Below are 24,719 nucleotides of genomic sequence, written 5' to 3'. Positions count from 1 at the left end.
AGCCCACACGCCGTTACCAATCGGTAGCCGTCGGCCTACCCTCGGTCCCATGACCGAGAAGGCTGGGCTCGACAAGGACAGGCCCGAGAAGGACCGCCCCTGGGTGATGCGCACGTACGCCGGGCACTCGACCGCAGCGGCGTCCAACGCGCTCTACCGCACCAACCTCGCCAAGGGCCAGACCGGCCTCTCGGTCGCCTTCGACCTGCCGACCCAGACCGGCTACGACCCGGACTCGCCGCTCGCGCGCGGCGAGGTGGGCAAGGTCGGCGTACCCGTGCCGCACCTCGGCGAGATGCGCCGCCTGTTCGAGGACATCCCGCTCACGGAGATGAACACCTCGATGACGATCAACGCCACCGCGATGTGGCTGCTGGCGATGTACCAGGTGGTCGCCGAGGAGCAGAACCCGGACCAGTCGCCGGAGGAGGTCGCCGCCCAGCTGGCCGGCACCACCCAGAACGACATCATCAAGGAGTACCTCTCCCGCGGGACCTACGCGTTCCCGCCCGAGCACTCGATGCGGCTGATCGCCGACGTCATCTCCTACACGGTCCACCAGATCCCGAAGTGGAACCCGATCAACATCTGCAGCTACCACCTGCAGGAGGCCGGCGCCACGCCGACGCAGGAGCTGGCCTACTCGCTGTGCACCGCGATCGCCGTCCTCGACGCCGTGCGGAGCTCCGGCCAGGTGGACGAGGCGGACTTCGAGAAGGTCGTCGGCCGGATCTCGTTCTTCGTCAACGCCGGCGTCCGGTTCGTCGAGGAGACCTGCAAGATGCGGGCCTTCAACCAGCTGTGGGACGAGATCACCCGGGAGCGGTACGGCGTCCAGGACGCCAAGATGCGCCGGTTCCGGTACGGCGTGCAGGTGAACTCGCTCGGCCTCACCGAGGCCCAGCCGGAGAACAACGTCCAGCGCATCGTGCTGGAGATGCTCGGCGTCACCCTGTCGAAGAACGCCCGCGCCCGCGCGGTCCAGCTGCCGGCCTGGAACGAGGCGCTCGGTCTCCCGCGGCCGTGGGACCAGCAGTGGTCGCTGCGGCTCCAGCAGGTGCTGGCGTTCGAGTCGGACCTGCTCGAGTACGACGACATCTTCGACGGCTCGCACGTGATCGAGGCGAAGGTGGCCGAGCTGGTCGAGGGCGCCCGGGCCGAGATCGACCGGGTCCAGGCGATGGGCGGCGCGATCGCCGCCGTCGAGTACATGAAGCAGGCGCTGGTCTCCTCCCACGCCGCCCGCCGGGCCCGGATCGAGTCCGGCGAGGAGGTCATCGTCGGCGTCAACAGGTTCGAGACCACCGAGCCCTCGCCGCTGACCGCGGACCTCGACGCCGCGATCATGGTCGCCGACCCCGAGGCGGAGCGCACCGCGATCGACAGCGTGAACGCCTGGAAGGCGCAGCGCGACGAGGCCGAGGTCGCCGACGCGCTGGCCCGGCTCGCGGCGGCCGCGAAGACCGACGAGAACCTGATGGGCCCGACCCTGGCGGCCGCCCGCGCGGGAGCGACCACGGGGGAGTGGGCCGGCACCCTGCGCGAGGTGTTCGGCGAGTACCGGGGCCCGACGGGCGTCAGCGGCGCGGTCGGTGTGGCCGAGGCCGGCGAGGAGCTCGCCGCCGTCCGGGCCCGGGTGCGGCAGACCGGCGACGAGCTGGGCGGCCGGCTGCGGCTGCTGGTCGGCAAGCCCGGCCTGGACGGCCACTCGAACGGCGCCGAGCAGGTGGCCGTCCGGGCCCGCGACGCGGGCTTCGAGGTCGTCTACCAGGGCATCCGGCTGACCCCGGAGCAGATCGTCGCCGGGGCGGTCGCCGAGGACGTGCACTGCGTCGGCCTGTCGATCCTCTCCGGCTCGCACATGGAGCTGGTGCCCGCCGTCCTCGACGGTCTGCGGGACGCGGGCCTCGGCGAGGTCCCGGTGATCGTCGGCGGGATCATCCCCGACTCCGACGCGCGCCGGCTGCGGGAGCTCGGCGTCGCCGCCGTCTACACGCCGAAGGACTTCGGGCTCACCGAGATCATGGGCGGCATCGTCGACGTGATCCGGATGGCCCACGACCTGGACTGAGGTTAGGCTCGCCTAATCCCGGACTGCTATCGTGCTGCCGTGGGCAAGAAGGCCAGGGCCGGGAAGGCCAAGCTCCCGAAGACGAAGTGCTGCGTCTCGTCGTCGCGGTGCGGCCGCTGCCCGATCCGGATGCTGAAGGACGGCACGCTGCCCGAGGGGTATACCGTCAAGAAGCGCGAGCTGGTGCGGGTGGACGGCAAGAAGGTCACCAAGAAGAAGCTCGCGAAGGCCGCCTGACCCCCACCTCGAGGAGATCCCCGTGGTCGCTGCCCGGTTCGCCGACCAGCTGAACGTCCAGATCGGCAACGAGCTGGCCGCGCACAACCAGTACCTGGCCTGCGCGGTGCACTACGACGCGCACACGATGCCCCGGATGGCCGCGTTCTTCTACGGGCAGGCGCTCGAGGAGCGCGACCACGCGATGATGATGGTCCAGTACCTCCTGGACACCGACAGCCCCGTCGAGATCCCGTCGGTCCCGGCTCCGGTGAACGGGTTCGAGGACGTCGTCGCGCCGGTCGCGCTCGCGCTGGAGCACGAGAAGCGGGTCACCGAGCAGGTGAACGGGCTGCTCCGGATCGCGCGCGAGGAGCACGACTACGCCTCCGAGCAGTTCATGCAGTGGTTCATCAAGGAGCAGGTCGAGGAGGTCGCCACGATGAGCGACCTGCTCGCGGTCGCCACCCGCAACCGCGACGACATCGAGGACATCGAGGAGTACGTCGCCCGCGAGCAGTCCGGTCCGGCCGACGACCCGACCGCGCCGCGGCAGGCAGGGATCTAGCAGGCGCCGAACGTCGTCGGGTCGCTCCGTTCGGATCCGTCGAGCCCGGCCGGCCGGTCGTGAAGGTCGCGCAGGGCGGGGTGGTCGGCGAGGGCGCGGCGGGCCCGGTGCAGGCGGACCCGGGCGGTTCCCGCCCGGACGCCCAGGACCATCGCGGCCTCGGTGACGGGCAGCCGTTCCCACTCGGTGAGCCGGATCAGCTCCCGGTCCTGCTCGCGGAGGGACGCGAGCGCCTGCTGCACCGCCCGGGTCACCGCGGACCGGTCGTCCTCGCCCGGTGGCACGGCGTCGGCCAGTCTCGCCCGCTCCGCCTCGGCGGAGTGCCGCCGGCGGGCTGTCCGGTCCGCCGCCAGCAGCAGCCTCCGAGCGGTGCCGAACAGCCAGGCCCGCCGGAGCTCCGGCGCCGGCAGGTCGCTCCGGCGTTGCAGGGCGACCACGAATACCTCGCCCAGCAGGTCGGCGCCGGCCGGACCCGCGCGACGGTAGAGGTAGCCGCGGAGCTCGTCCGCGTGCCGCCGGTAGAGGTCCTCGATCTCCCGGGGCGAGGCGGTCGGCCTCACCACCGCTTGCCCAGCCCGAGCTCGGGAGCGAGGCCGGGCAGGCACGACCCGTTGCGGGCCAGCGCCTCCCGTGCCCCTGCGGGGTCGCCGTCGCGGACCGCCCGCTCCAGGTCGGGGAGCCAGGCGAACTCGGACTCGTCGGCCAGGTCGGGATCGGTGTCGGTGATCGACGACCAGCGCCGGGCCCCGAGGATCACGTCCGCCGCCGTCGCCTCGCCGGCGTCGTCGCGGGAGTGCAGGGCGACCGCCCAGGTGTTGCTCCACGCGCAGAGCGCGTGCCCGGCCATCCAGAGCCGCAACGCGCCGGTCGACACCTGTCCAGCACCGCGGGTCTGGTCCTCGACCTCCCACGACAGGGCGCTGTCCCGGGTCGCTGCCGACGGGAACGGGATGTCGGCGGTCTCCTCGGCCAGGACGAGGGCGAAGTCGGGCGCCCTCGGGTCGAGCCGCTCACCCGGGCCGCCGAGCTCGGCGTCCTCCGCGTCGACGGGCCCGCGGCCCGTGTGCGCGCTGATCACGGTGCCGGCTGCGGCGCCCGCGGCGCCCACCGCTCCCACGGCGACGACCCCGGCGACGACGCTCCTCCACCGGCGCCGGCGCCGGCGCCCGACCCGCCTCCCGGCGGTCGTCACGACCTGCTGCCACAGGGCGCGCCGCTGGTCGTCAGCGAAGCGAGGGACGTCGGGGGCGGCGTCCCGGACCGCGCTCGCGTGCCGTTCCGACCAGCCCTGGTCGCTGTTCCTCGCTGTCACGACCCCTCCTCCGGCAGATGCTGTCACCCCTGAGGTGTCGGGGCGTTACATCACCGCCAGGAGCGGCATCAGCCCGGTGGCCGGGAGGTCGCCGTCGAGTTCGGGCAGAACGCCTCGCGCGGGGACCCGGTGTGCAGCTCCTCGGGGAGCGTGACCGCGACGTCGTCGTCCAGCACGCCGCCCCGCTCGACCCGCAGCACCACCGACGTCACGAACGCCCCGGTCCGCGCCGAGAGGGTCTCGCAGCCGCTCATGTGCAGCGCCAGCGTGACGTCCGCCGTCTCGCCGGGAGCCAGGTGCACGGCCGTCACGCCGGTCGGGTGGAAGAGCCGGGACGGCGGCTGGTCGTCGGCCAGGCCGCGCACGGCCACCGGCAGCCGGTCGTCGTTGGTGAGCCGGAACGTGTAGCGCAGCGTGCCGCCGTCGGCGTACCGCACCTGGCGCACGGTGCGGTCCGCGATCGTGAACACCGCGGACGCCTCGGTGCCGGTCACCGAGGTCGGGCCGGACACGCGCAGGGCCGGGGAGCTCCGCGCGATGGCGACGCCTCCGCCGGCCAGCACCAGCAGCAGGAGCACGCCCAGGAGCAGGAACCTACGCAGCACGGGCCCACCGCCGCCCTACGACGCCGATGCCGAGCGCCAGCGCGGCCCCGGTGAGGGCGAGCGGGGCGATCAGCACCGCCGACGAGTCCGAGCGGCCCGCGGCCGCGGCACCCGGCTTCGCCGGGTCGTCGAACCACGTGCAGCCGGCCGGGTGGCTCCAGGTCGGGTCGTTGCGGTCGTACTGGCTGCAGCTGAGGAAGCCCGCGTCCTTGACGAACGCGCCGGGCACGAAGACCGAGCCGCCGTCCGCGCAGGCCGGCGGGTCGACGGTGAAGTTGTCGGTCTGGCCGGCCGCGCCGTAGTGGTTGTCCTCCCAGCAGTTGCCGACGCCCTGGTCGTCCCACCAGTGGTCCATCCCGTTGGGCTGCTCGACGCCCCGCGGGTCGATGCCCATGTGGTTCTCGAAGGTGTGGTTGTTGTTCGAGGTGTCGTAGAGGTGGGAGGGGTCGTAGTCGTCGCGGAGCACCGCCGGGACCCAGAACTGCATGGTGCCGTAGCGCCAGTTGTCGTAGATCCAGTTGTGGTCGGTGGAGTCGAAGTTGCCGCCGGCGATCAGGACTCCGGTGCCCACGGGGACCGGCACCACCGGGCAGACGGTGCCGTGCAGGTAGCCGCGCTCGGCCATCGGCTCGGCGCAGACGCCGGTGTCCACGAAGCGCTGGTACCAGTTGGAGTTGTTGGAGTGGATGTCGTTGTGGCTCCAGCGCGCGTGGTCCTGCGGCAGCCCCGGGTGGCCGGGGAACAGCGAGTCGGTCGCGATGCCGGTGGCGTTGTCGAAGAACTGGTTGCCGTGGGCCCAGATGGAGTTCCCCGCGGTGCCCGAGTAGCCGAGCGTGTTGTGGTGGCTGGAGTTGCGCCGGATCTCGATCGCGTAGCGGGTGGCCTCGAAGTCCGGGTTGTCGGCGTTCACGTCCGAGCCCGAGCCGGGGTACATGCCGGAGTCGCCGTTGTAGTAGGCCTCCGAGTCCTGGATCAGCCCGTGGTCGCTGGCGAACGCGAGGATGCCGTACTCGTCGTTGCCCCGCGCGACCACGTCGTCGATCACGAAGCCGTCGGTCTCCATCACGTAGATCGCGTTGAACTCCGCCTGCTGGAACGTCATGTTGCTCAGGAAGAACCCGCCCATCCGGTCGGCGCGGATCGCGTTCAGCTTGGCGAACCGGTTGTCGACGACCACGTCCGCGGGGCCGGCGCCGGTGCCGACCAGCTGGGTGCCGCAGAACCTGCTGTTGCAGCGGATGCTGTCGTCGTCCGGCGTACGGTCGCCGAACAGCGCGATCAGGTTGAGGTTGTGCGCGCACCGGCGCTGGTCGGCGTACGACAGCGCGATCGGGTTGGTCTCGCCGCTGGCGGCCGCCTCCTTCTCGGCGCCCGGGTCGGGCGAGGAGATGCTGCCGATGTACTCCGACGACGCCAGCGGCGAGGTCGACTGCGTCTTCAGGTGCGAGCAGTACTCGCTGCGCCTCGCGTTCGCGTACTTCGCCTCGTGGTAGGTGCCGGGGAGCACGTACACGGAGGTGGCGCGGCGGTGGATCGAGTCGATCGCGTCCTGGATCGAGTGGAACCGGCAGGACCGCAGCAGCCGCTCGCTGCGTCGCTTCGCGGCGCCGTCGGGGAGGGCCGCGACGGCGGCGGCGCTCTCGGCCTGGCAGACCACGCGCTGCCGCGGGTTGTCCCAGCCGAGGAAGTGCGGACGGTGTCCGGTCCCGTCGGGGAACTGCGCGGGACGCTCCTCGTGCGCGACCGCGGGCGCGGCCCAGACCACGGAGAGGAGCATGACCAGGAGGGCGAGGACGCGTCGGGACATGCGCGGCACCTTTCGTCGGGTGCCCAACGACCCCGGTGTGAGCCGGGTTACGTCCCGCTCAGCGCAGCCAGCGCAGTACGGCGGCGCGGACCTGGCCGGCCTGCTTCTCCAGCGGCAGCGCGTACCCGGCGCCCGGGAAGGTCCGGGTGGTGACCCTCGTCGAGTACGACGCGGCCTGGTCCTCGCGGGCCGAGGCGCGGTTGACCTTGTCCTTGCCGCCGTAGAGCAGCAGCACCGGTGCGTCGACCTCCCGGGCCTCGAGGTTCGACCCGAGCACCAGCGGGCTCAGGGAGCCGACGTCCCCGCACGGGTCGTCGTCCTGCCGGTGGACGACCGCGCGGCGGACGGCACCGGACGCGGACGAGAAGAAGAGCTCGCGCATCGAGGGGCGGGGCGCGTAGTCGGTGCCGACGCAGTCTCGGCTGTGCCGCGCGGCGGCGCGAGTGGCCAGCGAGGTCGCCCCGCGGTCGGTCCACGACATCAACACCAGGCCGTCGACGTCGTCGAACGTGCCGGCCTCGACCTGCGCGATCGCGGCGCCGATGCCGAGCCCGTGGGTGACCACGTGCGCAGCGGCCGGCGTGGCGCCGAAGCGGGAGCTGGTGTAGTCGTACCGGCCGGAGGTCAGGTGCTGCACGACCTGGTGCAGCATGTTGGCCTGGGCGCCGAGGCAGGTCGCGTTGCCGTCGGCGAGCCGCGAGGCGCCGTACCCGAGGCGGTCGAGCACGAGCGTCGTCTCGCCCTGCGCGGCGAGCCTGGTCGCGTAGTCGTACGCCGGGTGGCTGCGGAGGTTCCAGAACCAGCCGCCCGCGCCCAGGTCGTGCACGAGCACGTTGACCCGCAGCGCGCCGCTGACTCCGTCGAGGTCCTTCGTCGGTCCGACCAGCCGGCCGCGCAGGTGGTACTGCTGGCCGTCCGACGTGCAGGGGACCGAGGTCTCGTTGATGTTCGAGACGTCGAACACCACGCCACGGGACTCGATCCGGGGTGGGGCGGCGGTGGCGGGCGGGGTCGCGAGCAGCGCGGCGAGCAGAGCGGTCAGGGCTCCGAGAAGGGTTGGCCTCACGTTGTTGAATCTACGTCAATAGCGAGACGGTCCGAAATGTGACCTTGTTCGCGCGGGAGTACGCGCCAGACTGCACCCATGGCGGAGCGAGTCATCGTGGTCGGCGCGGGTGTGGTGGGGCTGACGTGCGCGGTGCGCCTGCTCGAGGCCGGCCACCGCGTCGACGTGGTCGCCCGGGACCTGCCGCGCGAGACGACCTCCGCGGTCGCGGCCGGGGTCTGGTACCCCTACCGCGCGCTCCCGCAGGACCGGGTGACGGCGTGGGCGGCGACGTCGTACGCGGTGTTCGACGCGCTCGCCGACACCGATCCCGACTCCGGCGTCCGCATGGTCCCGGGGACCCAGGTGTTCGCGGGCGCCGCGCCCGAGCCGTGGTGGTCGTCGGCGGTGCCCGCGCTCGAGCGGACCCGCGACGTGCCGGCCGGGTGGCAGGAGGGACTGCGGTTCGCGACGCCGATCGCCGACACCAGCGTGTACCTGGACTGGCTGCTCGCCCGGGTCGAGGACGCCGGCGGCACCGTCACGCGGCTCAACCTGGGTGGGCTGCCGGAGGAGGGCCTGGTGGTGAACTGCTCCGGCCTCGGCGCCCGGCTGCTCGGCGCGGACCGCACGGTGGTGCCGGTCCGGGGCCAGGTCGTGTACGTCGAGCAGTTCGGGCTGGACCGGTGGTGGCTGGACGCGTCGGGGCCGACGTACGTCATTCCGCGGGCACGCGAGGTCGTCGTGGGCAGCAGCGACGTCGAGGGGGAGTGGAGCCGCACGCCGGACCCGGTGGCGGCCGAGGACATCCTCGAGCGCGCCGCCCGGCTGGTGCCGGCGCTGCGCCAGGCGCGGGTGCTGCGGCACAAGGTGGGGCTGCGGCCGGTGCGGCCGGCGGTCCGGCTGGAGCGGGTGGGCGACGTCGTGCACTGCTACGGGCACGGCGGGGCCGGGGTCACGCTCAGCTGGGGCGTCGCCGACGAGGTGGTGGCGCTCGTGGAGCGTCGTTCGTTGAGCGCTCAACCGAGCGGCTAGGGTCGATCCGTGGAGGAAGCAGCACTCTTCCGCGGCGTGTTCGACGCTGTGCCGGACGCCGTCGTGGTCGTGGACGGTGCCGGGTCGATCGTGCTCGCCAACGCCCAGTGCCGCGACGTGTTCGGCCGCGAGGCCGCGACGCTGGTGGGCCAGTCGATCGAGGTGCTCGTGCCCGAGCGGTTCCGGCTCGGGCACCCGCGCCGTCGCGACGGCTACCGGGCCGAGCCGAACCCCCGGCCGATGGGGCTGCTGCGCCTGGCCGCCCGGCGGGCCGACGGCTCCGAGTTCCCTGCGGAGATCTCGCTCGCGCCGATCGCGGTCGACGGTGCGTCGTACGTCTCGGCGACGGTGCGCGACATCACCGCACGGATCCGCGAGGAGGAGCGGTTCCGCAACCTGCTCGAGGCGGCGCCGGACCCGACGATCATCGTCGACGACACCGCGACGATCGTGCTGGCGAACGACCAGATGGAGAACGTCTTCGGGTACGACCGCGCCGACCTGGTCGGCCGGTCGGTCGCGGTTCTGGCGTCGACGCCCGGCCCCGACGAGGTGCTCGAGCGCGTCCGCCGCTACCTGCTCGACCCCGACCTGGTCCCGATGGGCTACACCGGGGAGTTCCGGATCCGCCACCGCCACGAGTACGAGGTGCCGGTCGAGATCGGGCTGTCGCCGCTGCACACCGACGAGGGGGTGCTGGTCTCGGTCGCGATCCGCGACATGACCGAGCACCGGCGTCTGGAGGCCGAGTCGCAGCGCCAGCGCGACGAGCTGATCGCCACCGTCTCGCACGAGCTGCGCACGCCGCTGACCTCGATCATCGGCTACGCCGAGCTGATGGCCGACCTCGACGAGGGCGACCTCAGCCGGCGGGCGCGGCGGCTGCTGGGCGTGATCGAGAGGAACGCCGCCCGCGAGCTGCAGCTCGTCGACGACCTGCTCACGATGGCCTACCTCGACGACAACAGGCTGCGCATCGAGCGGCGTCCGATCCTGTTGATCGACGTCGCTCGGCAGGTCGTCGATGACGCCGCCCTCCGGGCGCGCCAGCGGGGGATCGAGCTCGCGCTGGTCGAGGCCGAGGTACCGCCGGTCCACGGCGACGCCTATCGCCTGGCCCAGGTGCTGGAGAACCTGCTGACCAACGCGCTCAAGTTCACCGGCCCCGGCGGGCGGGTCGACGTGGTGGTCCGCGACGACGGGCCGAGGGGCGTCCTCGAGGTGCGCGACACCGGCATCGGGGTCAGCCCCGAGGAGAAGGAGCACGTCTTCGACCGCCTCTACCGCACGCCGTCCGCGGTCCGCAGCCAGGTGCAGGGTGCCGGCCTCGGCCTGTCGATCGTCCGCGCGATCGTCGACGCCCACGGCGGTCTGGTCGAGGTCGACAGCGAGGTCGGCGTCGGGACCACCGTGCGGGTCTCGATCCCGCACCAGCCGCCTACAGCCGGGTGACGCCGACGACCGCGGCGGGGCGCACCGCGCCGTACACGTGCGGGAACAGCTCGTCGACGCCGGGCGCCGGTGGCTCCTCCACGACCGGTACGCCGAGCAGCTCGGTGTCGATCTCCAGCAACACCAGCGGCTCGGCGACGTCGGCGTAGAACGCCGCGCGCACGCCCGGCCACTGGTGGGCGTGGCTGGCGTGGATGAAGCCCTCGTCGTCGAGCGTGACGCCCCGGGTCGAGGTGGTGTAGGCGCCGGAGTCCTGGGCGGCCTCCCAGTCGGCGAGCGTGGCGATGTGGAAGATCCTCACGCGGCGATCTTCCGCCACACGCTGACGTGCCGACGCGGCCGGTGCCGATGGCGAGCTCGAGCGCCGTCTGGCCGTCGGCGAGCTCGGCGAGGAGGTCGACGGTCGGTCCGAGGACCTCCGGCGAGAACATCACGTCGTCGGGGTCGTCGTACTGCTCGGCGACGGCGGTGTCGAAGTAGTTCTCGCGCATGGCCGCCATCGTGCGCGGCCGACGGCGGTCGGCGCGAGCGACTTTCGGGTCAGAGGCGGCCGACCTGGTCGGCGTACCAGCGGATGCCGGTGAGGTGGTCGGCGATCTCGCGCAGCGTCCAGCTCTCGCCGCGGGGTGCGTCCCACTCGTCCGGGCCGGCGGCCGCGAGGCGGAGGGCGAAGGTGCGGCCCAGTCGGCGCAGCCGCTGCCGGGCCTCGTCGAGGTCGAGCTCGGAGAAGCGGGACCAGTCGGCGTCCACGGTGACGAGGCTGCCGTGCCAGTGGTCCGGCTCGGTGGGCACGCCGGCGAGCAGGCTCTCCACCTCCGCGAGGTGGTCGACGAGGTGGTCGGCGATCCGGCGGACCGCCTTGTGGGGCGTGTAGACGCGGTCACCGTCCTCGCTCACCGCGGGACGACCGTCCCAGGCCAGCCAGGTGGCGGCCACCTCCAGGCAGTGCTCGACCGCGTGCTCGACATGCGTCCCGGGGTTGTCCATGGTCGGAACCGTAGGAGCGGGACGCTTCGGCGCGGGACGAAGCGTGCGCGGCGTAGCCTCGCCGGGTGCACGACACCGACCTCGCCGCCGTCGGCGCGCTCATCGGGGACCCGAGCCGGGCCCGGATGCTCGACGCACTCATGGGCGGACGTGCGCTCGCGGCCGGCGAGCTCGCCACGATCGCCGGCATCGGCGCCTCCACCGCGAGCGAGCACCTGGCCCGGCTCCGCGAGGGCGGGCTCGTGGACGTCGTCGCGCAGGGCCGGCACCGGTACTACCGGATCGCCGGCCCCGACGTGGGCGCCGCCCTCGAGGCGCTGTCCCACGTCGCGCCGCCGCGACCGGTCCGGTCACTGCGGCAGGCCGGGCACGCGCAGGCGCTCGCCTTCGCGCGCACCTGCTACGACCACCTCGCCGGGGTCTGCGGCGTCGCCCTGCACGACGCGCTGCTCGCGCACGACTGGCTCACCCCGGCGTACGACGTGACGCCGGTCGGCGCCGCCGGACTGGCCGGCTGGGGCGTCGATGTCGCCGCGGCCCGGGCCGGGCGGCGCTCCTTCGCCCGGCCGTGCCTGGACTGGACCGAGCGGCGGCCGCACCTCGCCGGGTCGCTGGCCGCAGGGATCACGGACGGGCTGGTGCGGCGCGGCTGGTTCGTCCGCCGCGCCGTCGACTCCCGCGCGCTGCTGCTGACGGACGCCGGTCGGGCAGGGCTTGCGGAGCTCGGGGCCGACCTCGGGTCGTCCGCCTGAGGGCGGCGTATCACCCCGCCAGAGGCGGACGACCCGGTCAGAACAGCCGGTGGCTCGGGTCGTCCAGGCCGCGCAGCGCGTCGTAGTCCACCACCGCACAGGCGATGCCGCGGTCGGAGGCGAGCACGCGCGCCTGCGGCTTGATCTCCTGGGCGGCGAAGATGCCGCGCACCGGCGCCAGCAGCGGGTCCCGGTTGAGCAGCTCGAGGTAGCGGGTGAGCTGCTCGACGCCGTCGATCTCGCCGCGCCGCTTGATCTCCACGGCGACCGCGTGGCCGTCGGCGTCGCGGCACATCAGGTCGACCGGGCCGATCGCGGTGGGGAACTCGCGCCGGACCAGCGTCAGGCCGGGGGAGAGCGTGGCGGGGTGCTCGGCGAGCAGCTCCTGGAGGTGCTTCTCGACGCCGTCCTTCTGCAGACCGGGGTCGATGCCGAGCTCGTGCGTCGACTCGTGGTGGATCTCCTCGATGAGGATCCGGAGCGTGTCATCCGTCTTGGAGGTGACCGTCCACTCGACCTGGCCGTCCTCGGTGGTGCCCTCGCGGAGCGTGCACGGCGGCGACATCCAGTTCAGCGGCTTGTACGACCCACCGTCGGAGTGCACCAGCACCGACCCGTCGGCCTTGATCATCAGCACCCGGGTCGCCATCGGGAGGTGGGCGGTCAGCCGCCCCGCGTAGTCGACCTGGCACCGGGCTACGACGAGTCTCACGGGCGACGAATCTACCGTGGCCCGGAGCCGGACGAAGCACGGCCGGCGGGTCGTCGGGCGCGCCCAGAGCACCTGTGAACGATCAAAGTTACTCGTGAGTGAACTAGGCCACTGTCAGACCGGCCGGCACCGTGCAACCATGCGCGGCATGACGACCTCCCAGGCACCCGTTGCGCGCTCCGTCTCCACGATCGGGGTCATCGGCCTCGGCACCATGGGTGCCGGCATCGCCGAGGTGTTCGCGCGCAACGGGTACGCCGTGGTGGGGGTCGAGAAGGACGAGGAGGGCCTGGCCCGCGGCCGCGAGCACCTCGAGCACTCCACGGCGCGCGCGGTGCAGCGCGAGAAGATGACCGAGGCGGAGCAGGCCGAGCTGCTCGGGCGGATCACGTTCACCACCGCGCTCAAGGACCTGACCGACGCCGACCTGGTCGTCGAGGCCGTCGTCGAGTCCCTGGAGACCAAGAAGGCGATCTTCCGCGAGCTGGACTCCATCGTCTCGCCGCAGACGGTGCTCGCCACGAACACCTCGAGCCTCTCGGTCACCGAGATCTCCACCGCCAACTCCCACCCCGGCCGGGTCATCGGCGTCCACTTCTTCAACCCCGCGCCCGTGCAGGACCTGGTCGAGATCGTGCGGACCGTCGTCACCGAGGACCAGGTGCTCGCCGACACCAAGGCGCTCGTGGAGGCGCTCGGCAAGAACCCGGTCGTGTGTGGCGACAAGGCGGGGTTCATCGCCAACACCCTGCTGTTCGGCTACCTGAACCACGCGGTCTCGATGTACGAGGGCCGCTACGCCAGCCGCGAGGACATCGACGCGGCGATGCGCTACGGCTGCGGCTACCCGATGGGTCCGCTGGCGCTGCTCGACCTGATCGGGCTGGACACGGCGTACGAGATCCTCGAGACGATGTACCGGCAGGGCCGCGACCGCCTGCACGCGCCGGCGCCGATCCTCAAGCAGATGGTCACCGCCGGCTGGCTGGGCCGCAAGACCGGTCGCGGCTTCTACACCTACGAGGCGCCGGACAGCCCGGTCGTCGTCCCCGACGAGCAGACCCCGTCGGCCGACGAGCAGCCCGAGCTCCGGCACGACATCAAGCAGGTCGGCGTGGTCGGCACCGGCACCATGGCCAGCGGCATCGTCGAGGTCTTCGCCAAGGCCGGGTACGACGTGCTCTTCGTCGGCCGCAGCCAGGAGAAGGTCGACGGCGTGGTCGCGGCGGTCACCCGGAACTTCGACAAGCAGATCCAGCGCGGCCGAGCGACCGAGGAGGCCAAGGCCGAGGTGCTGGCCCGCCTCACCGGCTCGACCTCGCTCGACGACCTCGCGGGCGCCGACATCGTCGTGGAGGCCATCGCCGAGGACCTCGCGATCAAGACCACGCTGTTCGAGAACCTCGACGAGATCTGCAAGCCCGGGGCGATCCTCGCGACCACCACCTCGAGCCTGCCGATCATCGCCTGCGCCCAGGCGACGTCGCGACCCCAGGACGTCATCGGCATGCACTTCTTCAACCCCGCGCCGGTGATGAAGCTGGTCGAGGTCGTCTCGACGGTGGTCACGTCCGACGATGTCACCGAGACCACCCGCGCGCTGTGCGACCGGGTCGGCAAGGTCGCGGTGTCCTGCGGTGACCGGGCCGGCTTCATCGTCAACGCCCTGCTGTTCCCGTACCTGAACGACGCGGTGAAGATGCTCGAGGCCCACTACGCCACCGCCGACGACATCGACCTGGCGATGAAGCAGGGCTGTGCGCTGCCGATGGGACCGTTCGAGCTGCTCGACGTGGTCGGCAACGACGTGTCGCTGGCGATCCAGCGCGAGCTCTACCTGGAGTTCCGCGAGCCCGGCTTCGCGCCCGCGCCGCTGCTGGAGCACCTGGTGACGGCGGGGTACCTCGGCCGCAAGACGCAGCGCGGCTTCCGGGACTACAGCCGCCGCTGAGCGGGTACCCCGGCCTTTATGGGAGTTGAGACCGGGCGCATCACCACCGACGTTCCCGCTCGCCTGGACCGGCTGCCGTGGGCTCGTTGGCACTGGCTGGTCGTCATCGGGCTCGGCACGGTCTGGATCCTCGACGGCCTCGAGGTGACGATCGTCGGCTCGATGTCCGAGGCGCTGAAGGACCCGCACACGGGTCTGGGCATGAGCAGCTCCGACATCGGGTTCGCCGGCGCGATCTACGTCGCCGGTGCGTGCCTGGGAGCGCTGTTCTTCGGCCAGCTGACCGACCGCTTCGGCCGCAAGAAGCTGTTCCTGATCACGCTGCTCGTCTACACCTGCGCGACCGTCCTCACGGCGTTCTCGATGGCGCCGTCGTGGTACTTCATGGCGCGCTTCTTCACCGGGTTCGGCATCGGGGGCGAGTACGCCGCCATCAACTCCGCGATCGACGAGCTGATCCCCGCGAAGTACCGCGGCCGCGTGGACGTCACGATCAACGGCTCGTTCTGGGTCGGCGCTGCGGGCGGCGCGCTGCTCACGATCCCGCTGCTCGACCCGACCGTCATCGATCCGGAGTGGGGCTGGCGGCTGGCGTTCGGCCTGGGCGCGATCCTGGCGGTCGGCATCCTGCTGGTCCGCCGGCACGTGCCGGAGAGCCCGCGCTGGCTGTTCATCCACGGCCGCGAGGACGAGGCGGACCGCATCGTCGCGGAGATCGAGGAGACCGTCGCCGAGGAGACCGGCCACCCGCTGGAGAAGGTCTCCGAGACCATCACCATCCGGCAGCGCAAGTCGATCCCGTTCATGCTGATCGCCCGGACCGTGTTCACGATGTACCCGAAGCGGACCGTGCTCTGCTTCTCGCTCTTCGTCGGCCAGGCGTTCCTCTACAACGCCTTCTTCTTCACCTACGGCGACACGCTCACGACCTTCCTCGGGGTGCAGCAGACCGGCTGGTACCTCGCCGTCTTCGCGCTGAGCAACTTCGCGGGCGCGCTGATCCTCGGGCCGCTGTTCGACCGGATCGGCCGGGTCAAGATGATCACGTTCACCTACGTGTTCTCCGGCGCCCTGCTCGGCGTCACCGGCTTCCTCCTCGGCAGCGTCACGGCGTTCTCGCTCACGCTCCTCGGCGTGATCATCTTCTTCTTCGCCTCCGCGGGCGCGAGCGCGGCGTACCTGACCGCGAGCGAGGTGTTCCCGATGGAGACCCGGGCGCTGTGCATCGCGTTCTTCTACGCGATCGGCACCGCCGCGGGCGGCATCAGCGGGCCGCTGCTGTTCGGCTGGCTGATCGAGCAGGCCTCGGCCGACAAGGACATCACCGGGATCGCGATCGGCTACTTCATCGGCGCCGTGCTGATGATCGGCGCCGGGATCGTCGAGGCGTTCCTCGGGGTGAAGGCCGAGGGCCGGTCGCTGGAGAGCATCGCGAAGCCGTTGACCGTCGACGACGAGGGAAGGAGCGACGAGCATGCCGATGCCGCCACCCAAGCCGGCCACTGAGGGCCGGCGCGACCGCCAGGTCTTCCACGAGATGGGCCAGATCGTCCGCGCCCTGGAGGCGCTGGGGCCGTCCCAGATCGAGGACCTCTTCCGCGCCGTCGGAGCGGCGTACTGGGAGCAGGACCGGTTCGAGCCGGCCCTCGCCCTGGCCGTCGCCGACGGGCTCGTCTACACCCGCGACGACGGAGCGCTGGTCGCGAGCTGACCTGGCTCCGGGGCGGGCTTCGGCGTCCCACGTACGCTGGACGCATGGGAACCCTGGTGGCCCTCCTGGTCGTCCTGGCCGTCATCGGCGGAGCCGTCGTGCTCGCCCGGCGGGCCGGGGAGCGGCGTGCGCTCGAGCAGCAGCAGGCCGAGCTGGCGCCGGTGCGGAAGCTGGCCTTCGAGGACATCACGGCTCTCGGTGAGGAGCTCCAGTCCCTGGACCTGGAGCTCGCCGGACGCGACCTCGGGCCGGGTGAGAACGCCGACTACCAGCGCGCGCTCGACGCCTACGAGGCCGCCAAGACCGCCGCGGACGCGATGGCGCGTCCCGACGACGTCCGGCACGTCACCGAGATCCTGGAGGACGGGCGCTACGCGATCGCGTGCGTCCGCGCGCGGGTGGCGGGCGAGCCGCTGCCGCCTCGCCGCCCGCCGTGCTTCTTCGACCCGCGCCACGGCCTGAGCGTCGCCGACGTCCCCTGGACGCCACCCGGTGGTACGCCGCGCGACGTCCCGGCCTGCGCCCTGGACGCGGAGCGGGTCGGAGCCGGCGCCGCGCCCGACGCCCGCATGGTGATGGTCGGGTCGCAGCGGGTGCCGTACTGGCAGGGCGGTCGCGCCTACGCGCCGTACGCCTCGGGCTACTTCGGCGCCTTCTCGCCGATGGACTGGATGTTCGCGGGGCTGCTCTTCGGCGGGCTCGGCGGCTTCGACGCCCTCGGTGGTGGCCTCGACGCGCTCGGGGACCGGTTCGAGGGGCTCGGCGACGGCATCGGCGACGGCATCGGTGCCATCGGCGACGGTTTCGGCGACGCGTTCGACGGGTTCGACTTCTAGCCCTTCTTCAGCTGGGCCACGTGCAGGATGACGAACCGCCCGAGCGCCGAGTCGCTGTCGATCGTGTCCGGGTCGGACGCGGCGTAGTCACCGGCCACCTCGAACGTGTAGGTCCCCGCCTTCCGCACCGGGAACGTCGCGAGCGCGGTGCCGGAGCCGGCGGCCGGGTCGCTGGTCGACGTGGCGACCGTCGCCCCGGTCGGGTCGAGCACGGTGACGGTGTAGCTGGTCAGGCTCGCGCCGACGCTGCCGCCGGACGGGAAGGCCAGGCTGACCGCCACGCTGCGGGTCGCGCCGCCGACCCGCAGGTCGTACGAGACCGCGTCGCTGCCGCCGGCCGTGGCCGGGGGAGCGTCGTGGACGAAGAAGTCGGAGCGCAGCACCTTCACGCCGTCCGCGTTGCGGACCCGCCTGTCGGCCTTCGCCGCGGCAGCGGCCAGGTCGCCCGCCCAGCCGCGGCCGGTGACCAGGTCGACGGCCCTGTCCAGGTTCACGAAGCCGTAGCCGACCTGCCAGAACGGCAGCGAACCCTTGCCCGCCGACGCCTTGACCGGCGTCGCCGTCGCCTGGAGCGCGAGCCGGACCTGGTCGGGGGTCAGCCGCGGCTGCGCCTGCAGGAGCACGGCCGCCGCCCCGGCGATGTGCGGGGACGCCATCGAGGTGCCGGAGGCGGAGGTGTTCTCGTTCGGCGGGCACGGGCCGACCAGGGTGCCGGCCGTGTCGCACGTGGAGCTGATGTCGACGCCGGGGGCGGTGACGTCCGGGTGGACCAGGCCGATCCGGTCGCCGGCGTACGACGTGTGGTCCTCGGCGCCGATCGCGGTCGGGCGGGAGTTGTCGTTGACCAGTCCGTTGGAGGAGAAGTCGCCGCGGTGGCGGTCGATCGTGCCGGCGGCCACCGAGATCACCCACGGCGACTGGGAGAACGGGTTCAGGCTCATCGGCACGTCGCCCGAGCCGGAGTTGCCGGCGGCGAACACCACGGTGACGCCGCGGTCGGCGACCGCCTTGGTCGCGACGGCGACCGGGTCGTTCGGGTCGAACTGGCGGTAGCTGTTGCCCCACGAGTTGTTGATGACGTCGATGCCGAGCAGGTCGGGCTGGTCGAGGATGTAGTCGTACGCCGTGACGACGGCCGTGGTGAACAGCACCTCGCCGATCGAGAAGCAGGCCAGCTCGGCGTCCGGCGCGACGCCGTACCGGCTGCCGTCGTCGACGGACTTCGAGTCGGCCGCGATGATGCCGGCGACGTGGGTGCCGTGGCCGCTGCCGAGGTCGGTGTTGCTGACCGGGCCCTGGTCGACCGGGGCGACCAGCGTGGGCTGGGTGCCCTGGTTGACGTACTCCGGGCTGTAGAGCTTGACGTTGTGGACCACGCGGTCGGCGAGGTCGGCGTGGGTGGCGTCGCAGCCGGAGTCGACGACGCCGACGGTCACGCCCTTGCCGGTCAGACCCTTCGCCCGCAGCGCCTTCGCGGCCGCGGGGGAGGACGACATCGCATTGCTGGACTCGGTGTCGAGGAGCTGGATCCGCTCGTCGGGGTAGACGTCGAGGCCGATCCCGCGGGCGACGACCTCGGTCATCGCGGCGACCGGGCCCTGCACCAGGGCGAGCGGCAGGTGCCGCATCGGCTGCACGGTGAGCCCGAGGGCCGAGAGCGCGGCGACCTGGGCGGCCGTGGGCACGGCGTCGAACCGGACGATCGCGCGCTGGTCCGGGGTGCCCTCGGTGAGCAGCCGGTCGAGCCCGGCGTGCACGCCGGCCGGCGCGGCGGGGGCCTCCGGGGTGGCCTCGGCGCGGGTGACCGCGGACAGCGAGAGGGCGACGACCAGGGCGCTGGTGAGCGCGAGCAGCCGGGTGCGGGAGGATGGCATGGATGATCCGATCTCGAAGGTCTTCCTCAGCGGTGCCCCGTCAACGGAGCGCCGGCGCGTGGAGTTACGCGCTGCTCCTCCCGCTGCTGCTGGTCGCGCTGCCCACGGGGACCGACGTCGACTACCAGCTGGGCGGCGCCGCCGACGTGCCCGACCACGTCGGCATCGTGGTCCGCGACCGCACCGCCGCGCCGCTCGCGGGCAGGTACAACGTCTGCTACGTCAACGGCTTCCAGACCCAGCCCGACCAGCGCCGGTTCTGGCGCCAGCACTGGGGCCTGGTGCTCAAGCAGGGCGGGAAGCCGGTCACCGACGAGGCGTGGGGCGAGTGGCTGCTCGACGTACGCACGCCGGCGAAGCGGAAGGCGCTCGCCCGGATCGTCGGCCGCTGGACCCGCGGCTGCGCGGACGACGGCTTCGACGCCGTGGAGTACGACAACCTCGACTCGTTCACCCGCAGCCACCGCCTGGTGACCCGCAAGCAGGCGGTCGCCTACGCCGCGCTGCTGGTCCGCAAAGCGCACGCCGCCGGCCTGGCCGCCGGGCAGAAGAACCTCGCCGGTTTCGACGGCACCACGATCGGCTACGACTTCGCGGTCGCCGAGGAGTGCGGGCGCTACCGGGAGTGCGACGCCTACACGCAGGTGTACGGCGACCAGGTGCTGGCGATCGAGTACCGCCGTACCGACTTCCGGTGGACCTGCCGGCACGTCGGCGACCAGCTGCCGGTGGTCCTGCGGGACCGCGACCTGACCCCGGAGGGAGTGCACGAGTGGTGCTGAGGCAGGAGCACGGGCTGCACACCACGACCCTGGGCGAGGACGGCCCGCTGGTGGCGTTCTGCCACGGGCTGTTCGGGCAGGGCAAGAACTGGACCACGATCGCCAAGGCGCTCGCCGAGAACCACCGGGTGCTGCTGGTCGACATGCCCAACCACGGTCGCTCGGCGTGGACCGAGCGCTTCGACTACATCGACACCGCCGACCGCGTCGCCGCGCTGTTCTCGGCCGACGACCCGGTCGCGCTGGTCGGCCACTCGATGGGCGGCAAGGCCGCGATGGTGCTCGCGCTGCGCCACCCGGAGCTGGTCGAGCGGCTCGGCGTGGTCGACGTGTCGCCGGTGGACTACCAGGCGCGCAGCGAGTTCGAGGGGTACATCGCGGCGATGCTGGCCTTGGACCTCGGCTCGATCACGCGCCGCGAGGAGGCGGACGCCGCGCTGGCCGACGCGGTGCCCGACCCGACCGTGCGCAGCTTCCTGCTGCAGAACCTGCGCCGCACCGACGACGGGTGGACGTGGCAGCCGAACCTCGAGCTCCTCGGCCGCGACCTCGCGCACCTCGGCGACTGGCCGGAGGAGGCGCTCGAGGGCGTCGCGCCGTACGACGGCCGCACGCTGTGGATCGCCGGCGAGCGCTCGCCGTACGTCAAGGACGAGTACGCCGACGCCATGGCCCGCTGGTTCCCGAGGAACCGCAAGGTCACCATCAAGGACGCCGGCCACTGGGTCCACTCCGAGCAGCCCGAGATCTTCATCGAGGTCCTCCGCCGCTTCCTCGCCCAGCGTTGAGTTGGGCCGAAATCACCCTTCAGTCGGGCTCGATTCACCTGCGGGCCGGAACTCCCGCCCAACTCGAGGGGGATTCGGGCCCAACTCAACGTCGCTGGCGGGCGCGGTAGGCGGCGACGGCGTTGCGGTTGCCGCAGGCGGTCGAGCAGAAGCGCTTGGAGCGGTTGCGGGACAGGTCGAGCACAATGCCGCCGCAACCCGGGTCGGCGCAGCGGCCGAGGCGGGACATCTCGTCGGAGCGGATCACGTCGATCATCGCCATCGCGGTCTCGACCAGGATCCGGGTCGGCAGGTCGCGCTCGGGGCCGACCGCGTGCAGGTGCCAGTCCCAGACGTCGTGGCGCACCAGTTGGGGGACGGCGCCCGCGTCGGCGAGCATCGCGTTGACCAGGGCGACCGCGTCGTCGCGGTCGGCGGTGAGCAGCTCGAACAGCCGCGGGCGGATCGCGCGCACGGCCGCGAGCTCGGCCTCGTCTCCGTCGCGGCGGCCGGTGTACTCGAACTCGTCGTAGAACGCGTCGAGGTCCGCCACCGTCTCCAGGGTGTCCGGCTCGAGGGCGGAGTTCGCGAGCGTCGCCGCGGACTGCAGCGACACTTCGGTGTCATGAGCGAATACCACGTTGACAGGTTACACCGACCCGCGTAGCGTCATGCTCCATGACGATCTTGACCCATGACGAGACGGCACGGATCGCCTCCGGCCGCCGGCTCGCGAGCGGGCTCGGCTTCGCCCTGCTCTCGGCAACGTCGTTCGGCATGTCGGGCGCGCTCGCGCGGGAGCTGCTCGACGCCGGCTGGAGCGCGGGCGCGATCGTGCTGGTCCGCGTCGGCATCGCGGCGCTCGTGGTGCTCCCGTTCGGGCTGGTCTCGCTCCGCGGTCGCTGGGGGTTGGTACGCCGCAACGCGCGCGTGCTGCTCCTGTTCGGCGTCCTCGGCGTCGCGGCTGCGCAGTTCTGCTACTTCTCGGCCGTCCGGCACATGCAGGTCGGGCCGGCGCTGCTGATCGAGTACACCGCGCCCGCCGCGGTGGTGGTCTGGTTCTGGCTGCGGCACGGCCAGCGACCCGGCCCGATCACGCTCGTCGGCGCGGGCCTCGCCGCCCTCGGCCTGGTGCTCGTCCTCGACCTGCTGTCCGGCGCCGCCCTCAGCGTGCCCGGCGTGCTCTGGGCGCTCGGCGCGATGGTCGGCGCGGCGACGTACTTCGTCGTCTCCGGGGACGCCGAGGGCGGCCTCCCGCCGATGGTGCTCGCCTCCGGCGGCCTGGTGACGGGCGCGCTCGCGCTCGCGGCGCTCGGCCTGGTCGGGCTGCTGCCGATGCACCGGTCGACCGCCAGCGTCGAGTACGCCGGCATCACCGTCTCGTGGTGGGTGCCGCTGCTCGTGCTCGGCGTCGTGACGGCGGCCGTGCCCTACACCAGCGGCGTCGCCGCGGTGCGCCGGCTGGGCTCGCGCCTGGCGTCGTTCGTCGCGCTGACCGAGGTCCTCGCCGGTGTGGTGTTCGCCTGGCTGCTGCTCGGCGAGCTGCCCCGTGCCGTGCAGCTGGTGGGCGGCCTGCTCATCGTCGCCGGCGTCGTGTTCGTCAAGCTGGGCGAGCGGGACACCGCGCTGGCTAGCGCTGGTCCTGGCGTCTGACCCAGACCTCGCGCACGAGCATCAGGATCGAGGCGGCCGTCGGGATCGCCAGCAGGGCGCCGACCACGCCGAACAGGGCGGCGCCGGTGAGCGCCGCGATCACGGTGACCGCGCCCGGGACGTCGACGGACTTCGACATCACCCGCGGGTAGATCACGTAGTTCTCGAGCTGCTGGTAGACGATGTAGAAGACCACGCAGGCGATGCCGATCTTCCAGTCGGTCGCGAACGCGATCGCGGTCACGATCACCGCGCCGATGGTCGCGCCGATCATCGGGATCACGTCGAGCAGGGCGACCACGAAGGCGAGCGCGACGGCGTACTGCCCGAGCCCGGCGATGAACAAGAAGATCAGCGACGAGATGCCCGCGCACATCGCCACGATGAACGCACCGGAGACGTAGCCGCCGACGCTGCGGACCACCCGGTCGCCGAGCTTCGAGACCCGGTCGCGGCGCGAGGCCGGGGCGAGCCGGTAGAAGGCGCCCTTGACGGTGTCGAGCGACGCCAGGAAGTACAGCGTCAGCACGATCACGATGAAGCCGTTGAAGAGCGCGCCGAGGACCGCGAGCCCGATCCCGACCGCGCCGCCGAAGATCGCACCGACGAAGTTTCCGTCGGTGACGTACTCCCGCACCTTCGCGACGACGTCGTACTCCTTGTCGAGCCGCTGCACCTGCTGGTTGCGCTGGAGGTCGTCGAGCCAGTGCGGCACGTTGTCGGTCAGGGCGTGCACCTGGTCGGCGATCACCGGGACGATCGCCACGAGGAACAGCGCCAGCGCGGCGAGGAACGCCAGGATCACCGTCAGCACGGCGTACGAGCGGCGCATGCCGTGCCGCTCGAAGAACTCCACCGCGGGGTTGAGGCCGGCCGCGAGGAACAGGGCGACGACCACCAGCATCAGCGTGGAGCCGATGGCGTGCACGTTCAGGGCGAGCCAGAGCGCCAGCAGCGCGCCGAGTCCGCCGACGAAGCCGACGTAGAACGGCGCCCGGTGGTCGAGGGGCGGACCCGGCTCGCCCAGGTCCTCCCGGTCGGTCGGGATGCCCTCGAGGCCGTCGGCGTCCTCGGCGTCCTCGGACGCCGGGTGCGCCGGGGGCGCGTCGGTCACTCGTCGTCCTTGTTGAACCCTGCGATCACCTCGTGCAGCGACGACAGCTGCGCCGTGATCGCGTCGCGGCGCTTGCTGATCCGGTCCACCTCGGCCCGGATCGCGGCGAGCTCGCGCTCGGCGTCGGCGGCGCCGCTGGTGGTGATCGACTCGGCCTGGGTGCGGGCGGAGGCGACGATCTGCTCCGCCTCGCGGCGGGCCCGGGACAGCAGGGCCTCGGCCTCGGTCGCGGCCTGGGCGCGCTGCTCGGTCGCCGAGGCGGCGGCGGCGCGGGCCCGCTCCTCGGCGGCCGCGGCCCGGGACTCGGCCTCCTCGACGAGGCGCTTGGTCTCCGCGGTGGCGCTGGCGTGGTGGTCGGTCGCCTCGCGGGCCAGCCGCTCCTTCTCGACCGCCAGCGTGCGGCGGGCCTCCTGGACCTCGCGGTCCGCGGCGGCCCGCGCCTGCTCGGCCTCGCGCTTGGCGGCCGTGCGCAGCTCGTTGGTCTCCTGCTCGGCCGCGAGCCGGACCTGGTCGGCCTGGCGCTGCGCCGACGCGACCAGGTCCGCGGCCTCGGCCCGGGCCAGCGCCCGCTCCTGCTCGGCGTCGGCCAGCACCCGGCTGCGGTGCTCGTCGAGCTCCTTGAGCTGCACGAGCCGCATGTCCTCGGCCTCGCGGGCGGCGTCCGCCCGCACCGCCTTGGCGTCCCGGGCGGCCTGCTCCCGGATCTCCGCGGCCTCGCGCTGCGCGGTCTCGCGGACCTCGGCGGCCTCCTCCTCGGCCAGGCGGAGCATGGCGCTCGCGCGGCCGCCGAGGCCGGCGTACGACGGGGCCTCGTTCTCCTTGAGCTGCTCCTGGAGCTGGGTGAGCTGCTCCTCGAGCTCGAGCACCCGCCGCTCGGACTCGGTGAGGCTCGAGCTGAGCCCGGCCTTCTCGGTCGTCAGCTGCCGCACGCGCGTGTCGACGGCGTCCTTGTCGTAGCCGCCGCGGCGCACGACCGGGAACCCGGCCGGTGCCGGGATCGGCCCCCCGGCCGGCCTCGGGGCGGCGGCCGGGGCGGCCGGTGGGACGACCGGGCGGGACGCCGGCTGCTGCCGGGGCACCGCCGGCGCCTGCTGGGTCTTCTCGACGGCCCGCTCCGCGCCCTGCTGGCGCGGCACGGCCGGCATCACCTGGGTGGCCTCGTCGGCGGCGGCCTCGGGCGCGTCCTCGTCCGGCTCGTTGTCGTCGAAGATGGACAGTCCCTGGTCGCTCGTCACTGCGCTCACCCTTCCGCGGTCGGTCATGTCCGACCAGTGTTGCCGATCGGCGCGAGCGATCCCACCCCGGCCCGCGCGAAATCCCGCCGGACGCGGATCAGACGCCGCGGAACCGGTTGATCTGCTCGAGGTGCCGGTCGCGCATCTCGTGGTCGCGGACGCCGAGGCCTTCTTCGGGGGCCAGGCAGAGCACGCCGACCTTGCCCTGGTGGGCGTTCTGGTGGACGTCGAGCG

Annotated in this window: 25 protein-coding genes; 13 read left to right on the top strand and 12 right to left on the bottom strand. The window is 72.5% G+C overall.

Translation table 11 applies throughout. From position 1 onward, the window contains the following. The first annotated feature begins 49 nt into the window (after positions 1 to 49). From ABD086_RS02545 to ABD086_RS02535, 3 genes are read left to right on the top strand one after another with little or no spacing between them, the layout of a single operon-like run. Positions 50 to 2,071, top strand: a complete 2,022-nt coding sequence (locus tag ABD086_RS02545; protein WP_343905357.1) for a protein meaA — start codon at positions 50 to 52, stop codon at positions 2,069 to 2,071. 39 nt (positions 2,072 to 2,110) lie between these two features. Next, positions 2,111 to 2,308 carry a hypothetical protein gene (locus tag ABD086_RS02540; protein ID WP_343905355.1) on the top strand — a complete coding sequence of 66 codons (198 nt, stop codon included), beginning with the start codon at positions 2,111 to 2,113 and terminating at the stop codon, positions 2,306 to 2,308. A gap of 22 nt (positions 2,309 to 2,330) precedes the next feature. Next, positions 2,331 to 2,855, top strand: a complete 525-nt coding sequence (locus ABD086_RS02535; RefSeq protein WP_343905354.1) for a ferritin — start codon at positions 2,331 to 2,333, stop codon at positions 2,853 to 2,855. On the opposite strand, the gene ABD086_RS02530 is transcribed toward ABD086_RS02535, so the two are convergent. The 5 genes from ABD086_RS02530 to ABD086_RS02510 all read right to left on the bottom strand — a co-directional run bounded on the left by ABD086_RS02530 (position 2,852) and on the right by ABD086_RS02510 (position 7,645). Further along, positions 2,852 to 3,415 carry an RNA polymerase sigma factor gene (locus ABD086_RS02530; protein WP_343905353.1) on the bottom strand — a complete coding sequence of 188 codons (564 nt, stop codon included), beginning with the start codon at positions 3,413 to 3,415 and terminating at the stop codon, positions 2,852 to 2,854. The two genes, ABD086_RS02535 and ABD086_RS02530, sit on opposite strands and share 4 nt — an antisense overlap. Beyond that, the gene (locus tag ABD086_RS02525; RefSeq protein WP_343905351.1) at positions 3,412 to 4,167 is read right to left on the bottom strand and encodes a hypothetical protein; all 756 of its coding nucleotides are present in this window, start codon (positions 4,165 to 4,167) and stop codon (positions 3,412 to 3,414) included. Before ABD086_RS02525 ends, ABD086_RS02530 begins: the two co-directional genes overlap by 4 nt. 68 nt (positions 4,168 to 4,235) lie before the next feature. Beyond that, positions 4,236 to 4,772 (bottom strand): hypothetical protein, encoded by a 537-nt coding sequence (locus ABD086_RS02520; RefSeq protein ID WP_343905349.1) that lies wholly within the window; start codon positions 4,770 to 4,772, stop codon positions 4,236 to 4,238. Next, a complete protein-coding gene (locus ABD086_RS02515) occupies positions 4,762 to 6,579 on the bottom strand; it encodes a right-handed parallel beta-helix repeat-containing protein (protein ID WP_343905347.1) in 1,818 nt (605 codons plus the stop codon). The genes ABD086_RS02520 and ABD086_RS02515 overlap by 11 nt, the downstream gene beginning before the upstream one ends. A 58-nt stretch (positions 6,580 to 6,637) precedes the next feature. Next, the gene (locus ABD086_RS02510; RefSeq protein ID WP_343905346.1) at positions 6,638 to 7,645 is read right to left on the bottom strand and encodes an alpha/beta hydrolase; all 1,008 of its coding nucleotides are present in this window, start codon (positions 7,643 to 7,645) and stop codon (positions 6,638 to 6,640) included. 78 nt (positions 7,646 to 7,723) lie between these two features. Between ABD086_RS02510 and ABD086_RS02505 the strand changes: the two genes are divergently transcribed. Then, the gene (locus ABD086_RS02505; RefSeq protein ID WP_343905345.1) at positions 7,724 to 8,659 is read left to right on the top strand and encodes an FAD-dependent oxidoreductase; all 936 of its coding nucleotides are present in this window, start codon (positions 7,724 to 7,726) and stop codon (positions 8,657 to 8,659) included. A 9-nt stretch (positions 8,660 to 8,668) separates the two neighbouring features. Continuing rightward, entirely contained in the window at positions 8,669 to 10,111 is a 1,443-nt protein-coding gene (locus ABD086_RS02500) for a PAS domain S-box protein (RefSeq protein WP_343905344.1), read from the top strand. Here the strand turns inward: ABD086_RS02500 and ABD086_RS02495 are convergent. Both ABD086_RS02495 and ABD086_RS02490 read right to left on the bottom strand, forming a co-directional pair. After that, positions 10,098 to 10,412 (bottom strand): DUF952 domain-containing protein, encoded by a 315-nt coding sequence (locus ABD086_RS02495; protein WP_343905343.1) that lies wholly within the window; start codon positions 10,410 to 10,412, stop codon positions 10,098 to 10,100. The genes ABD086_RS02500 and ABD086_RS02495 overlap by 14 nt on opposite strands. Positions 10,413 to 10,651: 239 nt before the next feature. After that, positions 10,652 to 11,098: a hypothetical protein gene (locus tag ABD086_RS02490; protein ID WP_343905342.1), complete on the bottom strand. Its 447-nt coding sequence runs from the start codon at positions 11,096 to 11,098 to the stop codon at positions 10,652 to 10,654. Between the two features lie 65 nt (positions 11,099 to 11,163). Here ABD086_RS02490 and ABD086_RS02485 point away from each other — a divergent pair, with 65 nt between their 5' ends. Further along, entirely contained in the window at positions 11,164 to 11,850 is a 687-nt protein-coding gene (locus ABD086_RS02485; protein ID WP_343905341.1) for an ArsR/SmtB family transcription factor, read from the top strand. Positions 11,851 to 11,887: 37 nt separating this feature from the next. Here ABD086_RS02485 and nucS read toward each other — a convergent pair whose 3' ends face one another. Then, a complete protein-coding gene (gene nucS, locus ABD086_RS02480) occupies positions 11,888 to 12,562 on the bottom strand; it encodes an endonuclease NucS (protein WP_343905339.1) in 675 nt (224 codons plus the stop codon). A 148-nt stretch (positions 12,563 to 12,710) separates the two neighbouring features. On the opposite strand from nucS, the gene ABD086_RS02475 reads away from it, so the two are divergent. From ABD086_RS02475 to ABD086_RS02460, 4 genes are read left to right on the top strand one after another with little or no spacing between them, the layout of a single operon-like run. Then, entirely contained in the window at positions 12,711 to 14,513 is a 1,803-nt protein-coding gene (locus tag ABD086_RS02475; RefSeq protein WP_343905337.1) for a 3-hydroxyacyl-CoA dehydrogenase family protein, read from the top strand. Between the two features lie 18 nt (positions 14,514 to 14,531). Further along, the gene (locus ABD086_RS02470; protein WP_343905335.1) at positions 14,532 to 16,019 is read left to right on the top strand and encodes an MFS transporter; all 1,488 of its coding nucleotides are present in this window, start codon (positions 14,532 to 14,534) and stop codon (positions 16,017 to 16,019) included. After that, a complete protein-coding gene (locus ABD086_RS02465; RefSeq protein ID WP_343905334.1) occupies positions 15,988 to 16,224 on the top strand; it encodes a hypothetical protein in 237 nt (78 codons plus the stop codon). Before ABD086_RS02470 ends, ABD086_RS02465 begins: the two co-directional genes overlap by 32 nt. A gap of 44 nt (positions 16,225 to 16,268) precedes the next feature. Beyond that, entirely contained in the window at positions 16,269 to 17,060 is a 792-nt protein-coding gene (locus ABD086_RS02460; protein ID WP_343905333.1) for a hypothetical protein, read from the top strand. Here the strand turns inward: ABD086_RS02460 and ABD086_RS02455 are convergent. Next, positions 17,057 to 18,934 carry a S8 family serine peptidase gene (locus tag ABD086_RS02455; protein ID WP_343905331.1) on the bottom strand — a complete coding sequence of 626 codons (1,878 nt, stop codon included), beginning with the start codon at positions 18,932 to 18,934 and terminating at the stop codon, positions 17,057 to 17,059. The two genes, ABD086_RS02460 and ABD086_RS02455, sit on opposite strands and share 4 nt — an antisense overlap. 2 nt (positions 18,935 to 18,936) lie before the next feature. On the opposite strand from ABD086_RS02455, the gene ABD086_RS02450 reads away from it, so the two are divergent. Further along, positions 18,937 to 19,716: an endo alpha-1,4 polygalactosaminidase gene (locus tag ABD086_RS02450; protein WP_343905329.1), complete on the top strand. Its 780-nt coding sequence runs from the start codon at positions 18,937 to 18,939 to the stop codon at positions 19,714 to 19,716. Beyond that, positions 19,707 to 20,504, top strand: coding sequence for an alpha/beta fold hydrolase (locus tag ABD086_RS02445; RefSeq protein ID WP_343905327.1), 798 nt, complete (start codon positions 19,707 to 19,709; stop codon positions 20,502 to 20,504). Before ABD086_RS02450 ends, ABD086_RS02445 begins: the two co-directional genes overlap by 10 nt. Positions 20,505 to 20,589: 85 nt before the next feature. Here ABD086_RS02445 and ABD086_RS02440 read toward each other — a convergent pair whose 3' ends face one another. Continuing rightward, on the bottom strand, positions 20,590 to 21,123 hold the full coding sequence (locus ABD086_RS02440; protein ID WP_343905326.1) for a CGNR zinc finger domain-containing protein: 534 nt from the start codon (positions 21,121 to 21,123) through the stop codon (positions 20,590 to 20,592). A 38-nt stretch (positions 21,124 to 21,161) separates the two neighbouring features. On the opposite strand from ABD086_RS02440, the gene ABD086_RS02435 reads away from it, so the two are divergent. Next, positions 21,162 to 22,136, top strand: a complete 975-nt coding sequence (locus tag ABD086_RS02435; protein ID WP_343905324.1) for an EamA family transporter — start codon at positions 21,162 to 21,164, stop codon at positions 22,134 to 22,136. Here ABD086_RS02435 and ABD086_RS02430 read toward each other — a convergent pair. Beyond that, complete coding sequence (locus ABD086_RS02430; protein WP_343905322.1) at positions 22,114 to 23,250, bottom strand: AI-2E family transporter; 1,137 nt, start codon at positions 23,248 to 23,250, stop codon at positions 22,114 to 22,116. The genes ABD086_RS02435 and ABD086_RS02430 overlap by 23 nt on opposite strands. After that, positions 23,247 to 24,485 carry a coiled-coil domain-containing protein gene (locus ABD086_RS02425; RefSeq protein WP_343905320.1) on the bottom strand — a complete coding sequence of 413 codons (1,239 nt, stop codon included), beginning with the start codon at positions 24,483 to 24,485 and terminating at the stop codon, positions 23,247 to 23,249. The genes ABD086_RS02430 and ABD086_RS02425 overlap by 4 nt, the downstream gene beginning before the upstream one ends. Positions 24,486 to 24,719: the final 234 nt, after the last annotated feature.

It is taken from the genome of Nocardioides aquiterrae, assembly GCF_039526625.1.
Taxonomy (GTDB): domain Bacteria; phylum Actinomycetota; class Actinomycetes; order Propionibacteriales; family Nocardioidaceae; genus Nocardioides; species Nocardioides aquiterrae.
The sequence above is the reverse complement of the archived record's forward strand: the minus strand, read 5'-3'. Positions and strand labels throughout refer to the sequence as shown.

What these genes read in the sequence shown, in the direction of transcription:
- ABD086_RS02545 (WP_343905357.1), top strand. Translation starts at nt 50, where the DNA reads ATGACCGAGAAGGCTGGGCTCGACAAGGACAGGCCCGAGAAGGACCGC.
- ABD086_RS02515 (WP_343905347.1), bottom strand. Translation starts at nt 6,579, where the DNA reads ATGTCCCGACGCGTCCTCGCCCTCCTGGTCATGCTCCTCTCCGTGGTC.
- ABD086_RS02505 (WP_343905345.1), top strand. Translation starts at nt 7,724, where the DNA reads ATGGCGGAGCGAGTCATCGTGGTCGGCGCGGGTGTGGTGGGGCTGACG.
- ABD086_RS02490 (WP_343905342.1), bottom strand. Translation starts at nt 11,098, where the DNA reads ATGGACAACCCCGGGACGCATGTCGAGCACGCGGTCGAGCACTGCCTG.
- ABD086_RS02475 (WP_343905337.1), top strand. Translation starts at nt 12,711, where the DNA reads ATGACGACCTCCCAGGCACCCGTTGCGCGCTCCGTCTCCACGATCGGG.
- ABD086_RS02470 (WP_343905335.1), top strand. Translation starts at nt 14,532, where the DNA reads ATGGGAGTTGAGACCGGGCGCATCACCACCGACGTTCCCGCTCGCCTG.
- ABD086_RS02465 (WP_343905334.1), top strand. Translation starts at nt 15,988, where the DNA reads ATGCCGATGCCGCCACCCAAGCCGGCCACTGAGGGCCGGCGCGACCGC.
- ABD086_RS02460 (WP_343905333.1), top strand. Translation starts at nt 16,269, where the DNA reads ATGGGAACCCTGGTGGCCCTCCTGGTCGTCCTGGCCGTCATCGGCGGA.
- ABD086_RS02455 (WP_343905331.1), bottom strand. Translation starts at nt 18,934, where the DNA reads ATGCCATCCTCCCGCACCCGGCTGCTCGCGCTCACCAGCGCCCTGGTC.
- ABD086_RS02450 (WP_343905329.1), top strand. Translation starts at nt 18,937, where the DNA reads ATGATCCGATCTCGAAGGTCTTCCTCAGCGGTGCCCCGTCAACGGAGC.
- ABD086_RS02435 (WP_343905324.1), top strand. Translation starts at nt 21,162, where the DNA reads ATGACGATCTTGACCCATGACGAGACGGCACGGATCGCCTCCGGCCGC.